Origin of the sequence: Butyrivibrio proteoclasticus (assembly GCF_900115735.1) — a bacterium.
GTDB lineage: Bacteria > Bacillota > Clostridia > Lachnospirales > Lachnospiraceae > Butyrivibrio > Butyrivibrio proteoclasticus_B.
In genome coordinates, this window is record NZ_FOXO01000005.1 from 76,256 (window position 1) to 93,895 (window position 17,640).

13 protein-coding genes are annotated in these 17,640 nt (G+C 33.1%); 9 read left to right on the forward strand and 4 right to left on the reverse strand.

The genetic code is table 11. From position 1 onward, the window contains the following. Entirely contained in the window at nt 1–825 is an 825-nt protein-coding gene (locus BM146_RS04595) for a ParA family protein (protein WP_074885026.1), read from the reverse strand. Between the two features lie 3,445 nt (nt 826–4,270). Here BM146_RS04595 and BM146_RS04600 point away from each other — a divergent pair. The 5 genes from BM146_RS04600 (at nt 4,271) to BM146_RS04625 (ending at nt 10,249) form a co-directional block, all read left to right on the forward strand. Continuing rightward, nucleotides 4,271–5,437, forward strand: coding sequence for a replication initiation protein (locus BM146_RS04600; protein ID WP_074885029.1), 1,167 nt, complete (start codon nt 4,271–4,273; stop codon nt 5,435–5,437). A 65-nt stretch (nt 5,438–5,502) separates the two neighbouring features. Further along, complete coding sequence (locus BM146_RS04605) at nt 5,503–6,804, forward strand: ATP-binding protein (RefSeq protein WP_074885031.1); 1,302 nt, start codon at nt 5,503–5,505, stop codon at nt 6,802–6,804. 312 nt (nt 6,805–7,116) lie between these two features. Further along, complete coding sequence (locus BM146_RS04615) at nt 7,117–7,458, forward strand: hydrogenase maturation nickel metallochaperone HypA/HybF (protein WP_074885280.1); 342 nt, start codon at nt 7,117–7,119, stop codon at nt 7,456–7,458. Between the two features lie 67 nt (nt 7,459–7,525). Continuing rightward, nucleotides 7,526–8,749, forward strand: a complete 1,224-nt coding sequence (gene larC, locus BM146_RS04620; RefSeq protein WP_074885037.1) for a nickel pincer cofactor biosynthesis protein LarC — start codon at nt 7,526–7,528, stop codon at nt 8,747–8,749. Between the two features lie 105 nt (nt 8,750–8,854). Beyond that, the gene (locus tag BM146_RS04625) at nt 8,855–10,249 is read left to right on the forward strand and encodes a sensor domain-containing diguanylate cyclase (RefSeq protein WP_242949340.1); all 1,395 of its coding nucleotides are present in this window, start codon (nt 8,855–8,857) and stop codon (nt 10,247–10,249) included. Between the two features lie 71 nt (nt 10,250–10,320). Here the strand turns inward: BM146_RS04625 and pta are convergent, their stop codons facing one another. After that, entirely contained in the window at nt 10,321–11,304 is a 984-nt protein-coding gene (pta, locus tag BM146_RS04630) for a phosphate acetyltransferase (RefSeq protein WP_074885043.1), read from the reverse strand. A gap of 176 nt (nt 11,305–11,480) precedes the next feature. Here pta and BM146_RS04635 point away from each other — a divergent pair, with 176 nt between their 5' ends. Beyond that, entirely contained in the window at nt 11,481–11,717 is a 237-nt protein-coding gene (locus tag BM146_RS04635; protein WP_083413397.1) for a hypothetical protein, read from the forward strand. A gap of 64 nt (nt 11,718–11,781) precedes the next feature. Here the strand turns inward: BM146_RS04635 and BM146_RS04640 are convergent, their stop codons facing one another. Both BM146_RS04640 and BM146_RS04645 read right to left on the reverse strand, forming a co-directional pair. Next, nucleotides 11,782–12,420, reverse strand: coding sequence for a phosphoribosyltransferase family protein (locus BM146_RS04640; RefSeq protein WP_074885045.1), 639 nt, complete (start codon nt 12,418–12,420; stop codon nt 11,782–11,784). Between the two features lie 83 nt (nt 12,421–12,503). Beyond that, on the reverse strand, nt 12,504–14,036 hold the full coding sequence (locus BM146_RS04645) for a Na+/H+ antiporter NhaC family protein (protein ID WP_074885053.1): 1,533 nt from the start codon (nt 14,034–14,036) through the stop codon (nt 12,504–12,506). A 132-nt stretch (nt 14,037–14,168) separates the two neighbouring features. On the opposite strand from BM146_RS04645, the gene BM146_RS04650 reads away from it, so the two are divergent. From BM146_RS04650 to BM146_RS04660, 3 genes are all read left to right on the forward strand, one after another. Next, nucleotides 14,169–14,774, forward strand: a complete 606-nt coding sequence (locus tag BM146_RS04650) for a YgjV family protein (protein WP_074885056.1) — start codon at nt 14,169–14,171, stop codon at nt 14,772–14,774. Between the two features lie 189 nt (nt 14,775–14,963). Beyond that, a complete protein-coding gene (locus tag BM146_RS04655; protein WP_177201590.1) occupies nt 14,964–15,434 on the forward strand; it encodes a hypothetical protein in 471 nt (156 codons plus the stop codon). A gap of 19 nt (nt 15,435–15,453) precedes the next feature. After that, the gene (locus tag BM146_RS04660) at nt 15,454–17,628 is read left to right on the forward strand and encodes an NHLP family bacteriocin export ABC transporter peptidase/permease/ATPase subunit (RefSeq protein WP_074885062.1); all 2,175 of its coding nucleotides are present in this window, start codon (nt 15,454–15,456) and stop codon (nt 17,626–17,628) included. The last annotated feature ends 12 nt before the right edge of the window (nt 17,629–17,640 follow it).

Genomic DNA, 17,640 nt, shown 5'->3' on the forward strand with positions numbered 1-17,640 from the left:
TTAATCCTCCCCTAAGAATTCATCAATAAAGTCATCATAATCTCGCGCGGCACTTGAACCACCTGCATATTCAAACAGATCCATTTTCATGGTTTGAGCTTCTTCAACTGAAACGTTAAGCCTTATTTTGGATTTATATACTGTTGTTCCGAGAAGATCCGCTTTTTCTTCTATGTCATTTATCCAAATTTTGGCATTTGCAGTATTTCTAACCTTTGTTACTAATATTCCATCAACCTTTAACTTATCATTTGTAAAATCATGAATTTGACCAATAAATTTATACAATCTTGAAAGTCCTTGCAGTGAAAACGCACCTGGTTCCAATGGGATTATTACTTCATCTGCAACTGTGAGAATATTCATTAAAACAACACCAAGTGCAGGACTGCAATCAAAAATACAAAAATCATATTTTTTCTTGATCTTTTTAAATGCTTCTTTAATCAATTTCTCACGTCCCAACATTGAGAATGTCATGTCTGCAGACGCAAGATCAATACCACCCACTATAAGATCCAAATTTTCTGCAATAGGTATAATTGCCTTATTTATATCTTTTTCACCCGCCATTACTTCAAATAATTTTGCTGGTACATTTTCTTCAAAATAACTTCTCTGCTCAGGGTTTAAAGCTTCAACATCCTCTGGATCAGGATCCACCTCATTAAGATCGATTCCTGCTGTCATTGAAAGATTCTCCTGAGGATCAGCATCTACAACTAATACTTGATATCCCCTTCTTGCAAGGCCAACTGCCATCGCATAACTGGAAGTAGTTTTTGCTACACCACCCTTTTGGTTACTAAATGCAATAATTCGCATATCCCCTCCTATAACATATATCTGTTATATAACTTTTATTTCTTTTATAATACCTCTGCTATTATAACTGTTAAAATATTTGATTTCAATATATAATATGAACAATATACATCTCATAACTTATATTATATATATTGTTTATAATCATTATACATATACTATATGTTATATAACATAGCATCTTAAATATATCAATATATAACATATATAGCATATTATATATATATTTGTTATATTCATTCATTATATTCACATTCTAATTTTTTATATATTATATTTCATATATTCTATATATTCATGTTATATATCATTATAAAGTTTTTTTGTATTATATATGATATATATCTATACATCTATATATCATATATATATTATTTGTTTTTCCAATTATTCACATTATTCTCGTTAAATCATAATATTCAAGCAATTAATATATATCATATATAACAATATATTATTTTCATCTTCAATAAGCATAAATGGACCAGTATATTCCTTTCTCCAGAACTGCGATCTTTATATGGCCTGTTTAAAAATGTATTTACAGATATATCCTTTTAGTAATTTCTCTAAAAGTTCCTAAAATGCGTGATCTAGTCATATTACATATATGTTATATATATATTCTATATGCTATGGCTTGATTATATATTATTTATCGTTTATTAAAACTCTTATTATATATCTAATATATATATGCATTATATATATTATGTATATCAATAATTCATATATTTCATGTATCATTTATATATTTTATCATATATATAAGTATATATGTTATATAGTATATATTGTACATACATTGGCTTCTTTCTCTTATTCAATATATACTAGCAATATTTTGTATATGTTATATACCTTATACATCTTGTATTCCATATATACATAATATATGTACTCAATACCAATTATAATACATATATGTTATATATGTTACATACCTTTTATCTTATATATTCATCATGTAACTTATATTATCCATATATTTATATATCGTATATATGTAATGTGTTTGGTATGTCATATATTCTATATTTATTTATTATAGTTATTATTACATAAATATATAATACATTATATATTTTATGTATGACTTATATTATTAATATATTTAATATATTTTATTGTTTAAAAATATTTGATATACGAAATATATCTATTATATTGTAAATGTATAATATATATGTTATAATATATATTATGTATGTATAATGTAATGATATATTTAATATGAATACATTATATATAATATGCATCTCTTACATTGAATTTATTATATATTTGTTATATATATAATATAATTAATATGTTTTTAATATATGTAATGATGTTATATATTACATATACTTATGTAAAAAAATTAGTTACAGAATTAAATTTCAAAACAATAAAAACTATTAAATGTTTATATGATCTGGACTGCAAACAGATCATATTAAAAAATTAAATTTTTAATCAAATAATATCGTAGAAAGCAAACAAAAATGTTATTTTTGATCAAGTATTGATGCGTATTTAATCATTATTCATTTAATTGAGTTTTCAGAGGTATTTTTTGTACGTTGACTAGTTTAGAGATTATAAAAAATAAATAAATACAATATAAAGAAAATATAAATAAGCAATCATCAAGATGCAGGAATCCTATTTAAGTAAAAATATTAAATAATCCCTGTAACTATGAGCATTCTAACAATAATGTCATTAATTTGGAAAGAAAATAATTCTCTGTTGCAAGATTACTTGCAACAGAGAATTATCAACATTAAAAATATAATTAAAATAGCAAAAGATACATGTATATATTATCGATGTTTACATATATAATTAATACTACATATAATATCAGCTGAAATCAAAATGCAAATATTAAGAAAACATAAAAAATTATAGACCTGAACGGTCAATTTTTAAGCTATGACCGGAAAGAATTAATAGGCAAAATGTTATAATGATAATCGTTGATATAATTTCTTTATATAGTATATCAGATATTATAATATCATATACAATCTTTATAGATTAATAAAACATAAGAAAATATCAAGAAATATAAAAAATATTATTATTAGAAATAATTTAAGCATTCAAATGTTATTTTATTTATTATATCATGTTTTAATATTAAATTAATATGCTTTATGTTTAATATTATATTATTATTCTCTATGTTATTTAAATTTCAGTCTCATACAATTCGTATTTTTTCCCAAAAACACCCATGATACAAAAATATCCTTACTATAATTAAATAGAAAATAACTAGAATTTCAGTAGAATCAAAAATTTTGAGACCTGGATTAGATTCATTAAAAAAACATATAGATTACTCCATAATATTTATTTCTTACAAAGTAAACATAATGTAAAAGAAGAAAGTTAAGTTGTACTTATGAAACTCACAAATTAGTTGTTTGTTAAAATATAAAACTACAATTTTTTTATTAATTAATAGCTATAAAAACCCGCATATTTGCTGGATTTTTAGGAAATAGGGTGACTAAAAAAGGAATTAAAAGTAAATAAATAGGGAACATAAAGTTATTTATTAGAGGATGTAAAGTGTCTAAAAAGGGAACATAGTAAATAGGCCTAAAAGTAACCTTTTATGGGATATAAGGTGCAGTATTTGGGAAGATAGGTGACTAAAAAGGGAATATGGAAAAGAAATTGAAAAACAAAATTGAAGAATGCCAGAATGCAGATAAATAGAGCATTCTGAAGATTCCCAAAAACAAAGGTGACCAAAAAGGGAATTTTAAAGTGTACAAAAAGGGAACAGTAAAATTTATAAGAATATAGATCACAGCTGATGAATATATATGAATAAAAAATAAAAAATCCCTTTTTGGTCACGTTAAAGATGAAATAAACTCATTAAATTCTTATTTTTAAGTAAAAGGTGACTAAAAAGGGAATGCTTTTAGATCATAGGAAATTGCTTCCTACGATCTAAAAGATCGCTCCGCTAAGGAAGCGCACTCGCGCGATAGGAAGATGTTGCATAAATGCAACCGCGCTCGGCGCGAGAATGTCGCTTGCGACATTCTTTTTTAGTAAGAACCTGTTTATAAAACAAAAAGTTATAAGGAAGAGGTTAAAAAGTGATATAAATGGGAATAAAAATAACCAAATTAGTCAATCTAAATCAGTCAAAGGTGTACTTAAGGGGAATCGATAATGTCAAAAGTGACCAAAAAGGGAATAGCTAATATTGACTGAATGAGACAACAAATAATGGTACTATAAATTTTGAAAAACCCCTAAATATAGGCAATTAGTACTTGAAGGTGACCAAAAAAGGAATATAATAAAATAAAAGGTTTACAAAAAGGGAATGGTATTATATCTTATTTATTCTAAAGGTGTACAAAAAAGGAAGAACCCTACATAATAAAAGTGCACTAAAAGGGAACCTGCATATATAGAAACTGGGGGATTTATGAAAGAAGAAAAACGAGACCAACTCATAACAAGACAGAGTTACAAGAAGTCTAATGAATTGATCAACGCAATGGGTAAGGGAACTGCATTAAGCCAGAAGCTTTTTGCCATAGGAATGCAGCACATAAAAATAGATGAAACAAATAATGTTGTTGCTACTATATATGGAACAGACTTAAGAAAAATGTTTAAGTCTACATCAGGTTCTTTATATGAACACATTGAAGCATTATGTGACAGACAGGTAAAAGGTGCAACAATTTTTGACTGGAACCTTTTAATGAAAGATAAGGCAAATGGCAAAATTGAGGCGCACCAGGTGGTTACAGATGCATCTTTTAAAAATGGTACACTTACGCTTCGCTATAACAACTCACTTACAGATAAAATAGTTAATCTACAAAAAGACTATACAGTATTAAGTTTATCAGACACCCTAAGTCTTAAGAGTGTTTATTCTTTGCGTTTATATGAGATGTTAAAGTCTGCTTTTGATTATAAAAAAGCAATTGAAAAGGTAGATGGAGAGCAGGTGTTTGATTACAATCTGACTGAGCTAAAATTGGAGCTTGGAATAATTAATTCCGGTGGAGATAACAAAATTAAGGCTGAACTTGAAAAAGATTATCCAGACTATGAAAAAATTGATGAGTTAGTCGAAAAAACTGGTCAAACCAAGTATAAGGAATATAAAATATTTAATAGAAACGTATTGTCGAAAGCCAAGGAAGAACTAAATAAAAAAACAAGCCTTATAGTAGATTATGAACCAATTAAGAGCGGTAGGAAAACAGTTGGAATCAGATTTTTTGTAGATAAAAAGGATGTAATTCCTAGCGTAAAAAAAGAAAAACAGATAAATAAAGATGATGTTTTAGATGATCTTATCGATCTTATGCATGATTATTTTAAAGTAAAAGAGATTAAAGAAATAGCAGAATGTGCTGATTATGATATTGATAAGATAAAACAGGCCTATGACTATATGCAATCTTATAACACTACTGTTGATGTTCCAATTGCCTTCATGAAGGACTGTATAAAAAACGAGTATTATAACAATAAAGCAAAACCAATCACTCCAAAGAAGAATAGCTTTAATAATTTTGAGCAAAGAACGGATATAAATTTCGAGGAGTTAGAAAAGCAATTACTTGATAATTGATATAGCATACATATAATATGCATCATATATGTGATATGTATGTTATATAACTCAAAGAGGGGAATATGGAAAAAATAGTAGCAAAACTTCTAATATATGGGGATATGCCTGAGGATTCAATATTGATGCAACTGGCAAATGTTGCAAAAGATTTGCATAAGCCAGAATATGACAAAGAAGATCTGATAGCGAGAGTATATAGACAGGTGAAAAGATTACTTGAGCTTGGTACAGAGAATGCTTTTGATGATAATCTTTGGCATAATTATCTGACATATTTGCTTATAATGGATGAGAATCCCTTTAGTCTTACTTGTGAAAAAGTTGGAAGTAAAGATGGAAGTGTCAATCATTTTGCTACTGCAGATTTCCATGCATTTAAACAACTATTTGAGTACGATTTCAGAGAAATAGAAGATAAACTTGGAATCGACTGTTTTAGTTGTATAACTAGTTATAAGGCTATAGAAAAACCGGAACTGATGTATAACACAAATGTAAGTGAGAAGGTAAGAGATTTATCATCAAGGCTTGAAAGTGCGAGGTCAGATCAGGAATTTTTTAATATTGTCACTGATTTTTATAAAAGAATCGGTGTTGGAGAATTTGGTTTAAATAAAGCTTTCAGGATAAGAGAGCTTGCAAATGGAAAAATAGAATTTAATCCTATAAACAACATGGATAAAGTGGTTCTTAAGGATCTTGTAGGCTATGAAATACAGAAAAAGAAGCTTATTGAGAATACGAAAGCATTTGTCGATGGGAAAAAGGCTAATAATGTGCTCTTGTTTGGAGACAGTGGTACTGGGAAATCCACAAGCATCAAGGCAATTGTTAATGAGTATTATGGCGATGGACTTAGGATGATTGAGATATATAAATATCAGTTCAGACTACTATCTCAACTCATTGCTCAGATAAAAAACAGAAATTACAAGTTTATTATTTATATGGATGATCTTTCTTTTGAGGAAGATGAATCAGATTATAAGTTCCTGAAGGCAGTTATAGAGGGTGGAGTTGAGACAAAACCAGATAATATACTTATCTATGCTACATCCAACAGAAGGCATCTCATCAAGGAGACATGGAAAGATAGAAGAGATGTTGAGCAGGACGGTGATATACACAGATCAGATACAATGGAAGAGAAATTATCTCTTGCCAACAGATTTGGTGTGAATATAGGATATTATAAACCATCAAGGCAGGAATACTACAGTATTGTTAAGGAACTTGCAAAAAGAAACGGTATTGACATGGAAGAGAGCCAGCTTATGCTAGAAGCTGATCGTTGGGAATTAAACCATGGTGGATTGTCAGGAAGATGTGCTCAGCAATTCATTAATCATTTGTCGGGAAAATAATTAAGGATCCCATTTAAGATTAGGGCAATTAGGAGCGCAACCTTGAAGATATTCGTTTCGGACGGTACATGTTGCATTTCTGCAGTCTTTGCATCTAAAAGAATAATGATAGGAATATCGAATTTTGCAAGCACGGCAACAAAAAGGAGCGCCACTATTTCTAGCGACAAATGTACGACCGCATCCAATACATGTTTTTACGATATTATGAGCCATAACATCCTCCTTTGTATATAATTATCAAGCATTTTGACTTATAATCAATTAAATAATAATAAAATGAAAATAAAGAGGTAATAAAGGATGCATGAAATGAGCTATATTTCACGAATGGTAGCTCTGGCGATAGATGTTGCAAAAGAAAATAATGCCAAAAGTGTAAAGAGTATTGTTATTCAGATAGGAAAAACAAGCGGTGTAATGCCATACTATATGTATAAGTATTATCCAGAAGTATCCAAAGGGACAATGTTGGAAGGTGCAGAGCTTATATGTGAAGAAGTATCTGTGAAAGCTCTTTGTGAAGAGTGTGGAAGTGAGTATTATCCTAGTAGTGAAAATAGATATTTATGCACAGTCTGTGGTGGAAGAAGGGCACACATAATTGAAGGAAAAGGGGTTACATTAAAAAATATAGTTATAGAAGATATATAACATTTATATATTATGTATTACAAGTAACTAGTTGGATTGATTGCCCAAATGATGCAAGGAGGTAGTTTTGAATACACTTTATATTGAGTGCAAAATGGGTATAGCAGGCGATATGCTTACAGCAGCACTAATTTCGCTTTTTGAAGAAGTAAAAGAGAAAGAAAAAGAGCTGAATAGTTTAGGAATACCTAATGTAAAATTTGTGCTTGAAGATTCAACAAAATGCGGTGTAGTAGGCAAGCATATGAAAGTTCTTGTAAAAGGCCAGGAAGAACATGATTCAGAAGAAGAACAGCATCATGATCATAAAAATGCACACTCTCATGAGCACAAAGGACATCATCACAATAAGCTCTATGACATAGAGGATATCATTGAGAATCTGAATGTCTCAAAAGAGGTAAAAAGTGATGTCAGAGAAGTCTTTGAGCTCCTTGCAGAGGCAGAAAGCAAAGTTCATGGAGTGCCTGTCTCAGAAATACACTTTCATGAAGTTGGCAACTTTGATGCTATAGCGGATATAGCTGCAGTTTGCTATTTGATGCATGAACTTGATGCTGATAAGATTATATTTTCACCAATTAATGTTGGTGGAGGCACAGTGAAGTGCGCACATGGAATATTGCCTGTACCGGCTCCTGCAACAGCACTTTTGTTGGAAGGAATCCCAAGTTATGAGAGTGATACGATAAAGTCGGAGTTGTGCACTCCTACAGGTGCAGCGCTTGCTAAATATTTTGCTTTTGATTTTTGTTCTCAGCCTACAATGACAGTGAAAAGAATAGGTTACGGAATGGGGAAAAAGGATTTTTCTCAGGGTAACTTTGTAAGAGCTATATATGGTGAGAGCAGTGATGAATTCGAAAATGATATAATTGTTGAGTTGTCTTGTAACATAGATGATATGACTCCGGAAGAGATTGGGTTTGCCACTGATAGGCTATTCGAGGCAGGAGCTGTTGAAGTATATACAATATCGGCTGATATGAAAAAGAATAGACCGGGAGTTCTTTTGACATGCATGTGCAGGCAAGATGACAGAGAGGATATTTTGAAGGAATTGTTTAAAAATACTACCACAATTGGTGTACGTGAGAGTATTTGTAGTAGATATATTCTCAGCAGAAAAATAAAGACTATCGAGACTCCATATGGTAATGTTCGTGTAAAAGAGGCGGAAGGATATGATGTAAAAAGGAAAAAGCTAGAATATGATGACATTGCTGGAATTGCCAGAAGAACAGGAAAAAGCATAATTGAAATAAGAAAAGAGTTGGAAGTATCAATTTGATACTTCCAACATTTTTAATAGCAATTAGATAGTGCATAAATAAATCATATATTGTATAATCAACGTTATAAAGTATTAATTCTAACATTAAATGGGGGATGCATGATGTCAGAATTCGAGAGCCATGGGAAAATAGAGTATTCTTCTACAACTAATTTTACTTCAAACGATATCTTATATATGCTCAAGGATTTACCGGATGCCTGCTGTATATTTAAGGTTTTAACAGATCCGTTTGGAACTGTTAAAGATATGCTCTTTTTATTTGCAAATGAGAGATATGCACAACTGGTAAAAAGGTCATCTGCAGAGCTGATTGGTAGCACATATTTTGATACAGTAACCAATAGAGATGAGGACTGGATTAAATATAGCTATCAGGCTGCTATTTTGCGCCAATCCACAATATTAAGGACATATAACAGTGATTATGATAAATGGTTTGAGTTTTGGGCAGTTCCTGTGTATCAAAAGGGATTCTGCGCCTTCATAATCCATGATGTAACAGCAGCAAAAAGGGATGAAGATGATAAAATTCTAAAGAGAAATAGCAATAATCTTGTAATAGAATGTGCAAAAGAGCTGTCTTCTGCAGAATTTGGCAAGGGAATAAAGAAAGTATTAAAAATACTTGGAACATCAATTGAAGCCGATCGTGTGTTGATAGTTGAAACTCAGGATAATGATATAAAAGCTATTCATGAATGGGTTAGCGGATCAGCACATTCAAAACTTCCTACAAAAAAAGATATTGAAAATAATGATTTTATCTCATTATGGCGAGGACAGCTAAAAAATAAAGATATAGTAGTGGTAAATGACACTTATACGCTAAAGGAAAGAAATGAAGAGTTTTATGACAAGTTTTTGGCCGGAAATGTGTATAGATTTATTATTGCAGCTGTTAAAGACAAAAAGAACATATTAGGTTATCTTGTCGTTGATAATTTTGCAAATGATGTTCCCTTAAATGTCACCGATGTAATTGAATCTGCAGCAGTATTTATATCATATGAGCTACGAAACAGAGCTCTTACTACTGAAATGATGTATTTAGGAAGTCATGATCCTCTTACAGGACTCGGAAACAGGTATTCATTGAATCAGACTCTGGTTCTTCTTAGTGGAATGTCTGTAAACGTTGGAGTCTGCTACGTTGATATAAATGGCTTGAAAGAGATTAACGACGAGAAAGGTCATGAGGCAGGTGATGAGCTTATTAAAAAGGTAGCAAGTGTGTTTGGAAGTATTTTTAGGAAAAAGTTCTGTTACCGTATAGGTGGAGATGAATTTATTGCAATAATACCTGAGATTGATAAGGTGAAATTTAATGATATGGTCGGTAAATTAAGAAATAAAAAGATAGAGGCCGCTATAGGTGCAGTATGGACAAAGAATTCAAGTGAAATTAATAAAGCGATAAAACAGGCAGATGAAGCTATGTATGACGATAAGATGATTTATTATAAGAATCATGAAAGACGTCATGGTAAAATTTGAATGATAAAGAAAATCAAACAGACCACCGCAATAAATGCAGTGGTCTGTTTTTAACATCAATAATACATATATCAAGCTAAAGAAGCTGTGATGATTGACATTGAGTATACTTCAAGAGCATTGCATCCACGAGAAAGATCGTTGATAGGTGCATTAAGACCTAAAAGAATAGGGCCATATGCCTCAAAGTTACCCATACGCTGAGCAATTTTATAACCAAGGTTACCAGCATTGATATCTGGGAAGATAAATGTGTTTGCGTGTCCGGCAACCTTTGAACCAGGAGCTTTCTGCTTAGCAACACGTGGAGATACAGCAGCATCAAACTGAAGTTCACCATCGATAGGAATTTCAGGATATCTCTCCTGAGCCTTCTTTGTGGCGTTCTGCATCTTTGTTACAGTGTCATCTTTTGCTGATCCCTTTGTTGAAAATGAAAGGAATGCAACCTTAGGATCAACACCGAATCTCTGTGCGCAGCTAACTGTCTCACCACAGATTTCTACAAGTTCATCTTCGTTAGGATTGATATTGATTCCGCAATCAGCCATTGCGATAACTTCATTTTCGCCTGTTGCTGAAGGACGAACAAGGATAAAGCATGAAGAAACGATTGTGTTCTCAGGTTTTGTTTTAATAATCTGAAGTGCTGGACGTACAGTATCAGCTGTTGAATATGTAGCGCCACCAAGAAGACAGTCTCCAAGTCCCATCTTTACAAGCATTGTTCCGAAGTAGTTTGTCTGCTTAAGGATAGGAATAGCCTTCTCAGGTGTCATTCCCTTACTCTTTCTGAGCTCACAGAACATGTCTACCATTTCATCAAACTTTTCGAAATTCTCAGGATCTATAATCTGAGCACCTCTGATGTTGTAGCCGGCATCTTCGGCTGATTTATTGATTTCATCCGGGTTTCCTAAAAGAATAGGTTTAAGGAAATTACCAGCAAGTAATCTTGAAGCAGCTTCAAGGATTCTTGGATCAGATCCTTCAGGGAAAACGATTGTTTTTGGATTAGCTTTAAGCTTTTGTATCATATCACCAAATCCGTACATTATTTATCCTCCTTATATGTATCAGATATATTTTTTATCAACGATTGCGATTATAATACTTCTAAGATGTAAAAAACTTGATTTAACTCAAGTTTACTAAAATTTCAACAAAAAAGGTTGATAATTATTTAACTTACTTATATATTATTTAGTATATTTATTATGGAGGTACAAAAATGAATATGAATCCAATGCTGCTTATGCAGCTTCAACAACGATTTGGGCTGTTTTCACAGGAACATCCCAAGGTATTACCTTTTTTTAGAGCAATTGGAGACAATGCCATGCAGGAGGGCACGATAATTGATATTAGGGTAACTACTCCTGATGGAAAGGCATTAGAGTCCAATATAAAGCTTACTGCCAATGATATTGAAACTGCTAAAATGATGAAAAATATGGGAAATCAGTAATAAAAAAGCATCTCTTGGTTTTTAGGTCATTACCAAGAGATGCTTTTATTTTTTCATTATTATTTTATACAGTTGAATAACCAAATCCATTGCAGATAGCATCAACAGCAACTCCGGACTTGCACAGAGGGCAATTATCATGAGCGTAGCTTGCATAATCAGGAAGATCTCTGGTAGTGAACAGGGCTCTTATCGGGAAGGTTTCAATCTGAGTAGCAACTGAAAATACAGCAGAAATACCCACAATCTCGCCACCATAGAACCTGATGGAATCAAGAGCACTCTTTAACGTTCCGCCTGTTGTCGCAGAATCAATCAGGATAAGGACTTTTTTACCATTTATCATGTGTTTGTTGTTGTCTCTGAACATGATCTGATCATTTACATTGATTTCAGGACTGGTTATATACATGGTCTTGTGGGAATTCATTGAAAGAATTCCTGCCTCTGTAAGCTTGTTGGCCATATAAGAACCAATAACTTCGGTACCATTCAGGCACAGGATGGTATCAATGATATCAGAGGTCATGTACATTTCTGCCAGAGATTCACCTGCGGCTCTGGCCTCTTTCATTCTAGCCTTGGTATCACAAAGATCGATGTAATAGTTAACATGAGAATGAGGCGTTATAAAATGTCCGGGTGTATAACGTAGAAGAACATCTTTGTTTCTAGAATACTCCATCTTTTTATACTTTTGCATACTCGACAATCCTTTCTCATAAGCCTGAAAATAATTTTATATATAAAATAATATCATTTTATTATCTAAATTCCAATTATTAATCAAGCATTTTTGGACGATTTCATGTTCTTGATAACAAATAACGTACCAATCATTAAAAGAATGCCAAGAGGAAGGCAAATAAGCCAGTTTTTCAAGAATCCTGCAAATACATATGCAACCAGTGAAACAGTAGCTACTGTAAGTGCATAAGGAAGCTGAGTCGAAACATGATAAATGTGTTCACACTGGGCACCGGCACTGGCCATAATTGTTGTATCAGAAATAGGTGAGCAGTGATCTCCACAAACAGCACCGGCCATGCAAGCGGAAATTGATATTATCATAAGCTCATTATTAAGATTTCCGGCAAATACATTAACAACAATAGGAATAAGGATACCAAAGGTTCCCCAGGAAGTTCCTGTAGCAAATGCAAGGAAAGCGCCTACGACAAATACAATTGCAGGGATAAAACTCATAAGAGCATTATTATCGGCTATATGCTGAACAAGACCAGCGACATATGTAGATGCTCCAAGAGAGTCAGTCATTGATTTAAGAGTCCAGGCAAAAGTAAGAACCATAATAGCAGGAACCATGCTCTTAAATCCTTCTGGAAGAGCATTCATACATTCTGTAAAGCTAAGAACCTTGGTGCATACATAAAAAACAATTGTTATTATAAGCGCTGCAACTGAACCGTAAACAAGGCCAACAGAAGCGTCAGAGCCTGAAAAAGCATCTACAAAACTTGCACCTTCAAAGAAACCACCTGTGTATATCATTCCTATTATGCAGCAAATGATAAGTGTAATAATAGGAAGTATGAGATGAATAACTTTACCTTTAACAGAAACAGGAGGATTTGGCTGATCCTCAGCACCGGTAAGAGATGCTGCTTTTTTTGCTTTGTTTTTTTCTGATGCTTTACGTGAGTTGTGCTCAGCAACTTTCATAGTGCCGTAGTCGAAATTCATAAAAGTAAGACCAAACAACATGACTATGGTCAAAAGCGCATAGAAGTTGTATGGAATAGCTCTTACAAATAGAGTAAGACCATTTGCACCATCAACGAATCCGGTTACAGCAGCGGCCCATGAGGAAATGGGAGCGATGATACATATTGGAGCAGCAGTAGCATCAATAAGATAAGCAAGCTTTTCTCTGGAAATCCTGTGCTTATCAGTAACAGGGCGCATGACTGAACCAACTGTAAGGCAGTTAAAATAATCATCGATAAATATGATCATTCCGAGAAGTATGGTAGCAATCTGAGCACCTGCTTTTGTTTTTACATGCTCAGAAGCCCATTTTCCGAAGGCTGCTGAACCACCGGCACGGTTCATTAGCATTACAACACCGCCTAGAACTACGAGAAAAATAAGAATCCCAATGTTCCACGGGTCAGAGAGCTGTCCAATCATACCATCGACGAAAACATGCTCTATTGTTCCTGTAAAACTAAAGCCGGAATAAAGAAGTCCCCCAACCAGAATACCAATGAATAATGATGAATAAACTTCTTTGGTGATTAAAGCCAGTGCTATAGCAATAATCGGTGGAAGCAGCGACCAAAATGAGTCTATAAACATAAAATTCCTCCTTACTGATTTTTAATAATTATACATTGTAATTGTGTCAAATGTATATATTTGAACTATAAATGTTTTTTTGATATGATATGTACCCATTAATAATTAGTTAAAAAATAGAAAGAGGTAAAAATGAATACAAATACAATCATAGAGGCTATAGGTTATCTTGGCTCAGCGTTGGTGCTGGTTTCTTTTTTGATGGCATCAGTTGTTAAGCTTAGGGTGGTTAATACAATAGGAAGTGTTATTTTTACAACTTATGCTTTCATAATACATTCATATCCCACAGCTATCATGAATGTATGTCTTGTTTTGATTAATATCTATTATCTTGTAAAAATGAGTAATACAAAAGTGGATTACAGCATTGTACGAGTAAACAGCAAGGATGCACTTGTAGGATATCTTTTAAGATATTATTCAGCTGATATACAGAATTGCTTTCCTGAAAATTTAATGGATTTTTCAGAATCTAATATTGGCTATGTGGTTTGTCATAACGGAAAGCCTGTATCTTTATTTTTCGGTAAAGAGAAAGATGGTACAGTTGATATAGAACTGGATTATTCGATACCTGAATACAGGGATTTTTCAATTGGTAAATATCTGGTGGAAAAATTTCCGGAAGAAGGAATAAAGAAATTGATTTACAGAGGACCGGACAAGAATCATAAGACATATCTTATGAAAATGGGATATAAGAAGAATGGTAACTATTATGTGAAGAATCTATAATATTCACTCTTTAGACACATTATTTTTAGTTTCATTTTAGGTTTGGATCGTAACATAATAAACATCAAGAGAGACAACACTCTTGAACCCCACATATATACTTTTCATAACACAACAGAAGGGTTGCTTATAGTCATAAGCAGCCCTTCCTCCCTTTTTAGACTTTTGCGCTCAAAAGTCTATTTTTTTATGATAAAATATAAGACAAGAGGTTATAACGGATTTTCTTACATGAGGGAAGCTATGAAAGAGGATATTTTTAGAAAAAAAAGTATAGAGAGAATCTCATCACCGGATGATCTTACTACATATATACATGTGGCAAGAGCTGAGGGATGGATTGTTTTAATTGCGGTGATGATAATTTTGTTTGGACTTATAGGGTGGAGCTATTTTTCTTCTATAAATAGCTATATTTATGGAAAGGCAGAAGTGAGTGAAGGTGTTGTTACTGCAACTTTTGAAGACAGTGTGGCGGCGCGTAACCTGACTATGGATATGAATCTTGAAATTGGGGATTTTTTGGTACCCATTGGCTTTGTTAAGCAGGATGAATATGGAAATATTATTGCAGTTGCAAATGTGGACATACCGGATGGTTCATATGATGTTAAAGCTTCGTACAAAGAAACTCAGTTGATCAGCTTACTTTTTAACTAATGCGGGGATGAGGGGCATAATGAATAGATCAACTACAAAAACTCCAATTACAAAAGGCAAGGCAAATGTTCCAATCGTTATGCAGATGGAGGCTCTTGAATGCGGTGCTGCATGCCTTGATATGATAATGGCATATTATGACAAGTGGGTTCCACTTGAGCGTGTAAGGGTAGACTGCGGTGTTTCAAGAGACGGATCAAATGCTAAAAATATCCTTAAAGCTGCCAGAGCTTATGGCTTTGAAGCCAACGGCTATAGGTATGAGCCGGAAAATCTGGTTGAAGATGGGGAATTTCCATGCATAATACATTGGAATTTCAATCATTTTGTTGTTTTAAATGGTTTTAAAAATGGAAAGGCTTATTTAAATGACCCGGCAAGAGGAACTATAGCGGTTCCAATGAGTGAATTTGATGAGGCTTTTACCGGAATCTGTCTTTTTATAAAGCCTGGGGATAATTTTGAAAAGAGCGGAAAAAGAAAAAGCACTGTTGAGTTTGCCATGAAGAGACTAAATGGGGCCGGAGCAGCAGTTGCTTTTGTTGTGTTGTCTACAATTATTGCATATGCGTTTAATATCATCAGTCCGGGATTCCAGAGATTTTTTATGGACAGACTCCTTACAGGGGAAAATATTGAGCTGCTAACTCCTTTTATTATTCTTTTTTCTATTATCTGTTTTTTGGAGGTATTGGTTAACGCGATTACAGATCTGTATTCTTTAAAAATAAATGGAAAAATGTCTATTATCGGTAATAGCACATATATGTGGAAGGTATTGCATTTACCGGTAGATTTTTTTAATAACAGACTATCAGGAGATATTCTTCAGAGAAAAAGGACAAATGCGTCGATAGCCAATACAGTTGTTACAACAATAACCCCTATACTGATCAACATTGGAATGATGATCTTTTATCTTATTGTAATGATAAGATATAGTCCGGCTTTGACACTTATAGGAATAATAACACTTGTTTTTAATACTGCTTTAGGCAGACATATTTCCAAGAAAAGAGTAAACATAACAAGGCTGAATATGAGAGATCAAGGAAAGCTTGCAGCCACTACTCTTTCAGGAATATCAATGATAGAGACCATAAAATCAAGTGGAGCAGAGGACGGGTTTTATGAGAAATGGGCAGGAATACACGCAAAGGTTAATGAGGAAAATATAGAGTTTTCCCATATTAATGTCTGGATTGGAAGAATACCTGAGTTTTTGAACATTGTTGCTAACAGTTTAGTTCTATTTATTGGTGTTGGACTTGTAATGCGAGGGAAGTTTACACTTGGTATGGTTACAAGTTTTCAGATGTATTTGCAGTCATTTACATCTCCGGCAATGCAGCTTATAGGAGCAGGTCAGACGATACAGGAAATGCGCTCCCAGATGGAGAGAGTCGAAGATGTTATGAATTATCCAGAGGAAGTGACTTTTAATGAAGACGATGAACCTGAAAAATATTCAAAGCTTACAGGAAATGTTGAAGTAAAGAACCTGGTGTTTGGCTATTCCAGAATGGCAGAACCTGTGATAAAAGATGTTTCTTTTAGCTTGAAGCAGGGGAGCAAAATTGCCATAGTAGGCGGCTCTGGATGTGGAAAGAGCACTATTTCAAAGCTTATTTCAGGACTCTATAAGCCTTGGAGTGGAGAAATCACATTTGATGGTAAAAAAATGTCTGAGATTAACCGCAATGAATTTGCGGGATCTGTAGCTGTTGTAGACCAGGACATTGTTCTTTTTGCAGGTACTATTGAAGACAATATAAAGATGTGGGATGACTCAATAGAAGATTTCGAAATGATTTTGGCAGCAAGAGATGCACAGATTCATGATGATATCATGGACAGGGTTGGCGCGTACAAGAGCCTTTTAGATGAAAATGGAAGCAATTTCTCGGGTGGACAGAGACAGAGACTTGAAATTGCAAGAGTTCTTGCGCAGGATCCTTCAATTATTATTTTGGATGAGGCGACCAGCGCACTTGATGCAAAGACCGAATTTGAACTTATAAAGGCGGTAAAAGACAGGGGAATTACATGTATTGTAATAGCGCATAGGCTATCTACAATACGCGACTGCGATGAAATCCTTGTTCTCAAGGATGGCGAAGTGGTTGAACGAGGAAAACATGATGAACTGATGGCAAAGAATGGTTATTATACCGAGCTTGTTGTCAATGAATGATGAGGGGCGAAC

What these genes read in the sequence shown, in the direction of transcription:
- BM146_RS04600 (WP_074885029.1), top strand. Translation starts at nt 4,271, where the DNA reads ATGAAAGAAGAAAAACGAGACCAACTCATAACAAGACAGAGTTACAAG.
- BM146_RS04595 (WP_074885026.1), bottom strand. Translation starts at nt 825, where the DNA reads ATGCGAATTATTGCATTTAGTAACCAAAAGGGTGGTGTAGCAAAAACT.
- BM146_RS04605 (WP_074885031.1), top strand. Translation starts at nt 5,503, where the DNA reads ATGGAAAAAATAGTAGCAAAACTTCTAATATATGGGGATATGCCTGAG.
- BM146_RS04650 (WP_074885056.1), top strand. Translation starts at nt 14,169, where the DNA reads ATGAATACAAATACAATCATAGAGGCTATAGGTTATCTTGGCTCAGCG.
- BM146_RS04640 (WP_074885045.1), bottom strand. Translation starts at nt 12,420, where the DNA reads ATGCAAAAGTATAAAAAGATGGAGTATTCTAGAAACAAAGATGTTCTT.
- BM146_RS04635 (WP_083413397.1), top strand. Translation starts at nt 11,481, where the DNA reads ATGAATATGAATCCAATGCTGCTTATGCAGCTTCAACAACGATTTGGG.
- BM146_RS04645 (WP_074885053.1), bottom strand. Translation starts at nt 14,036, where the DNA reads ATGTTTATAGACTCATTTTGGTCGCTGCTTCCACCGATTATTGCTATA.
- pta (WP_074885043.1), bottom strand. Translation starts at nt 11,304, where the DNA reads ATGTACGGATTTGGTGATATGATACAAAAGCTTAAAGCTAATCCAAAA.
- BM146_RS04655 (WP_177201590.1), top strand. Translation starts at nt 14,964, where the DNA reads ATGATAAAATATAAGACAAGAGGTTATAACGGATTTTCTTACATGAGG.
- BM146_RS04625 (WP_242949340.1), top strand. Translation starts at nt 8,855, where the DNA reads ATGTCAGAATTCGAGAGCCATGGGAAAATAGAGTATTCTTCTACAACT.
- BM146_RS04660 (WP_074885062.1), top strand. Translation starts at nt 15,454, where the DNA reads ATGAATAGATCAACTACAAAAACTCCAATTACAAAAGGCAAGGCAAAT.
- BM146_RS04615 (WP_074885280.1), top strand. Translation starts at nt 7,117, where the DNA reads ATGAGCTATATTTCACGAATGGTAGCTCTGGCGATAGATGTTGCAAAA.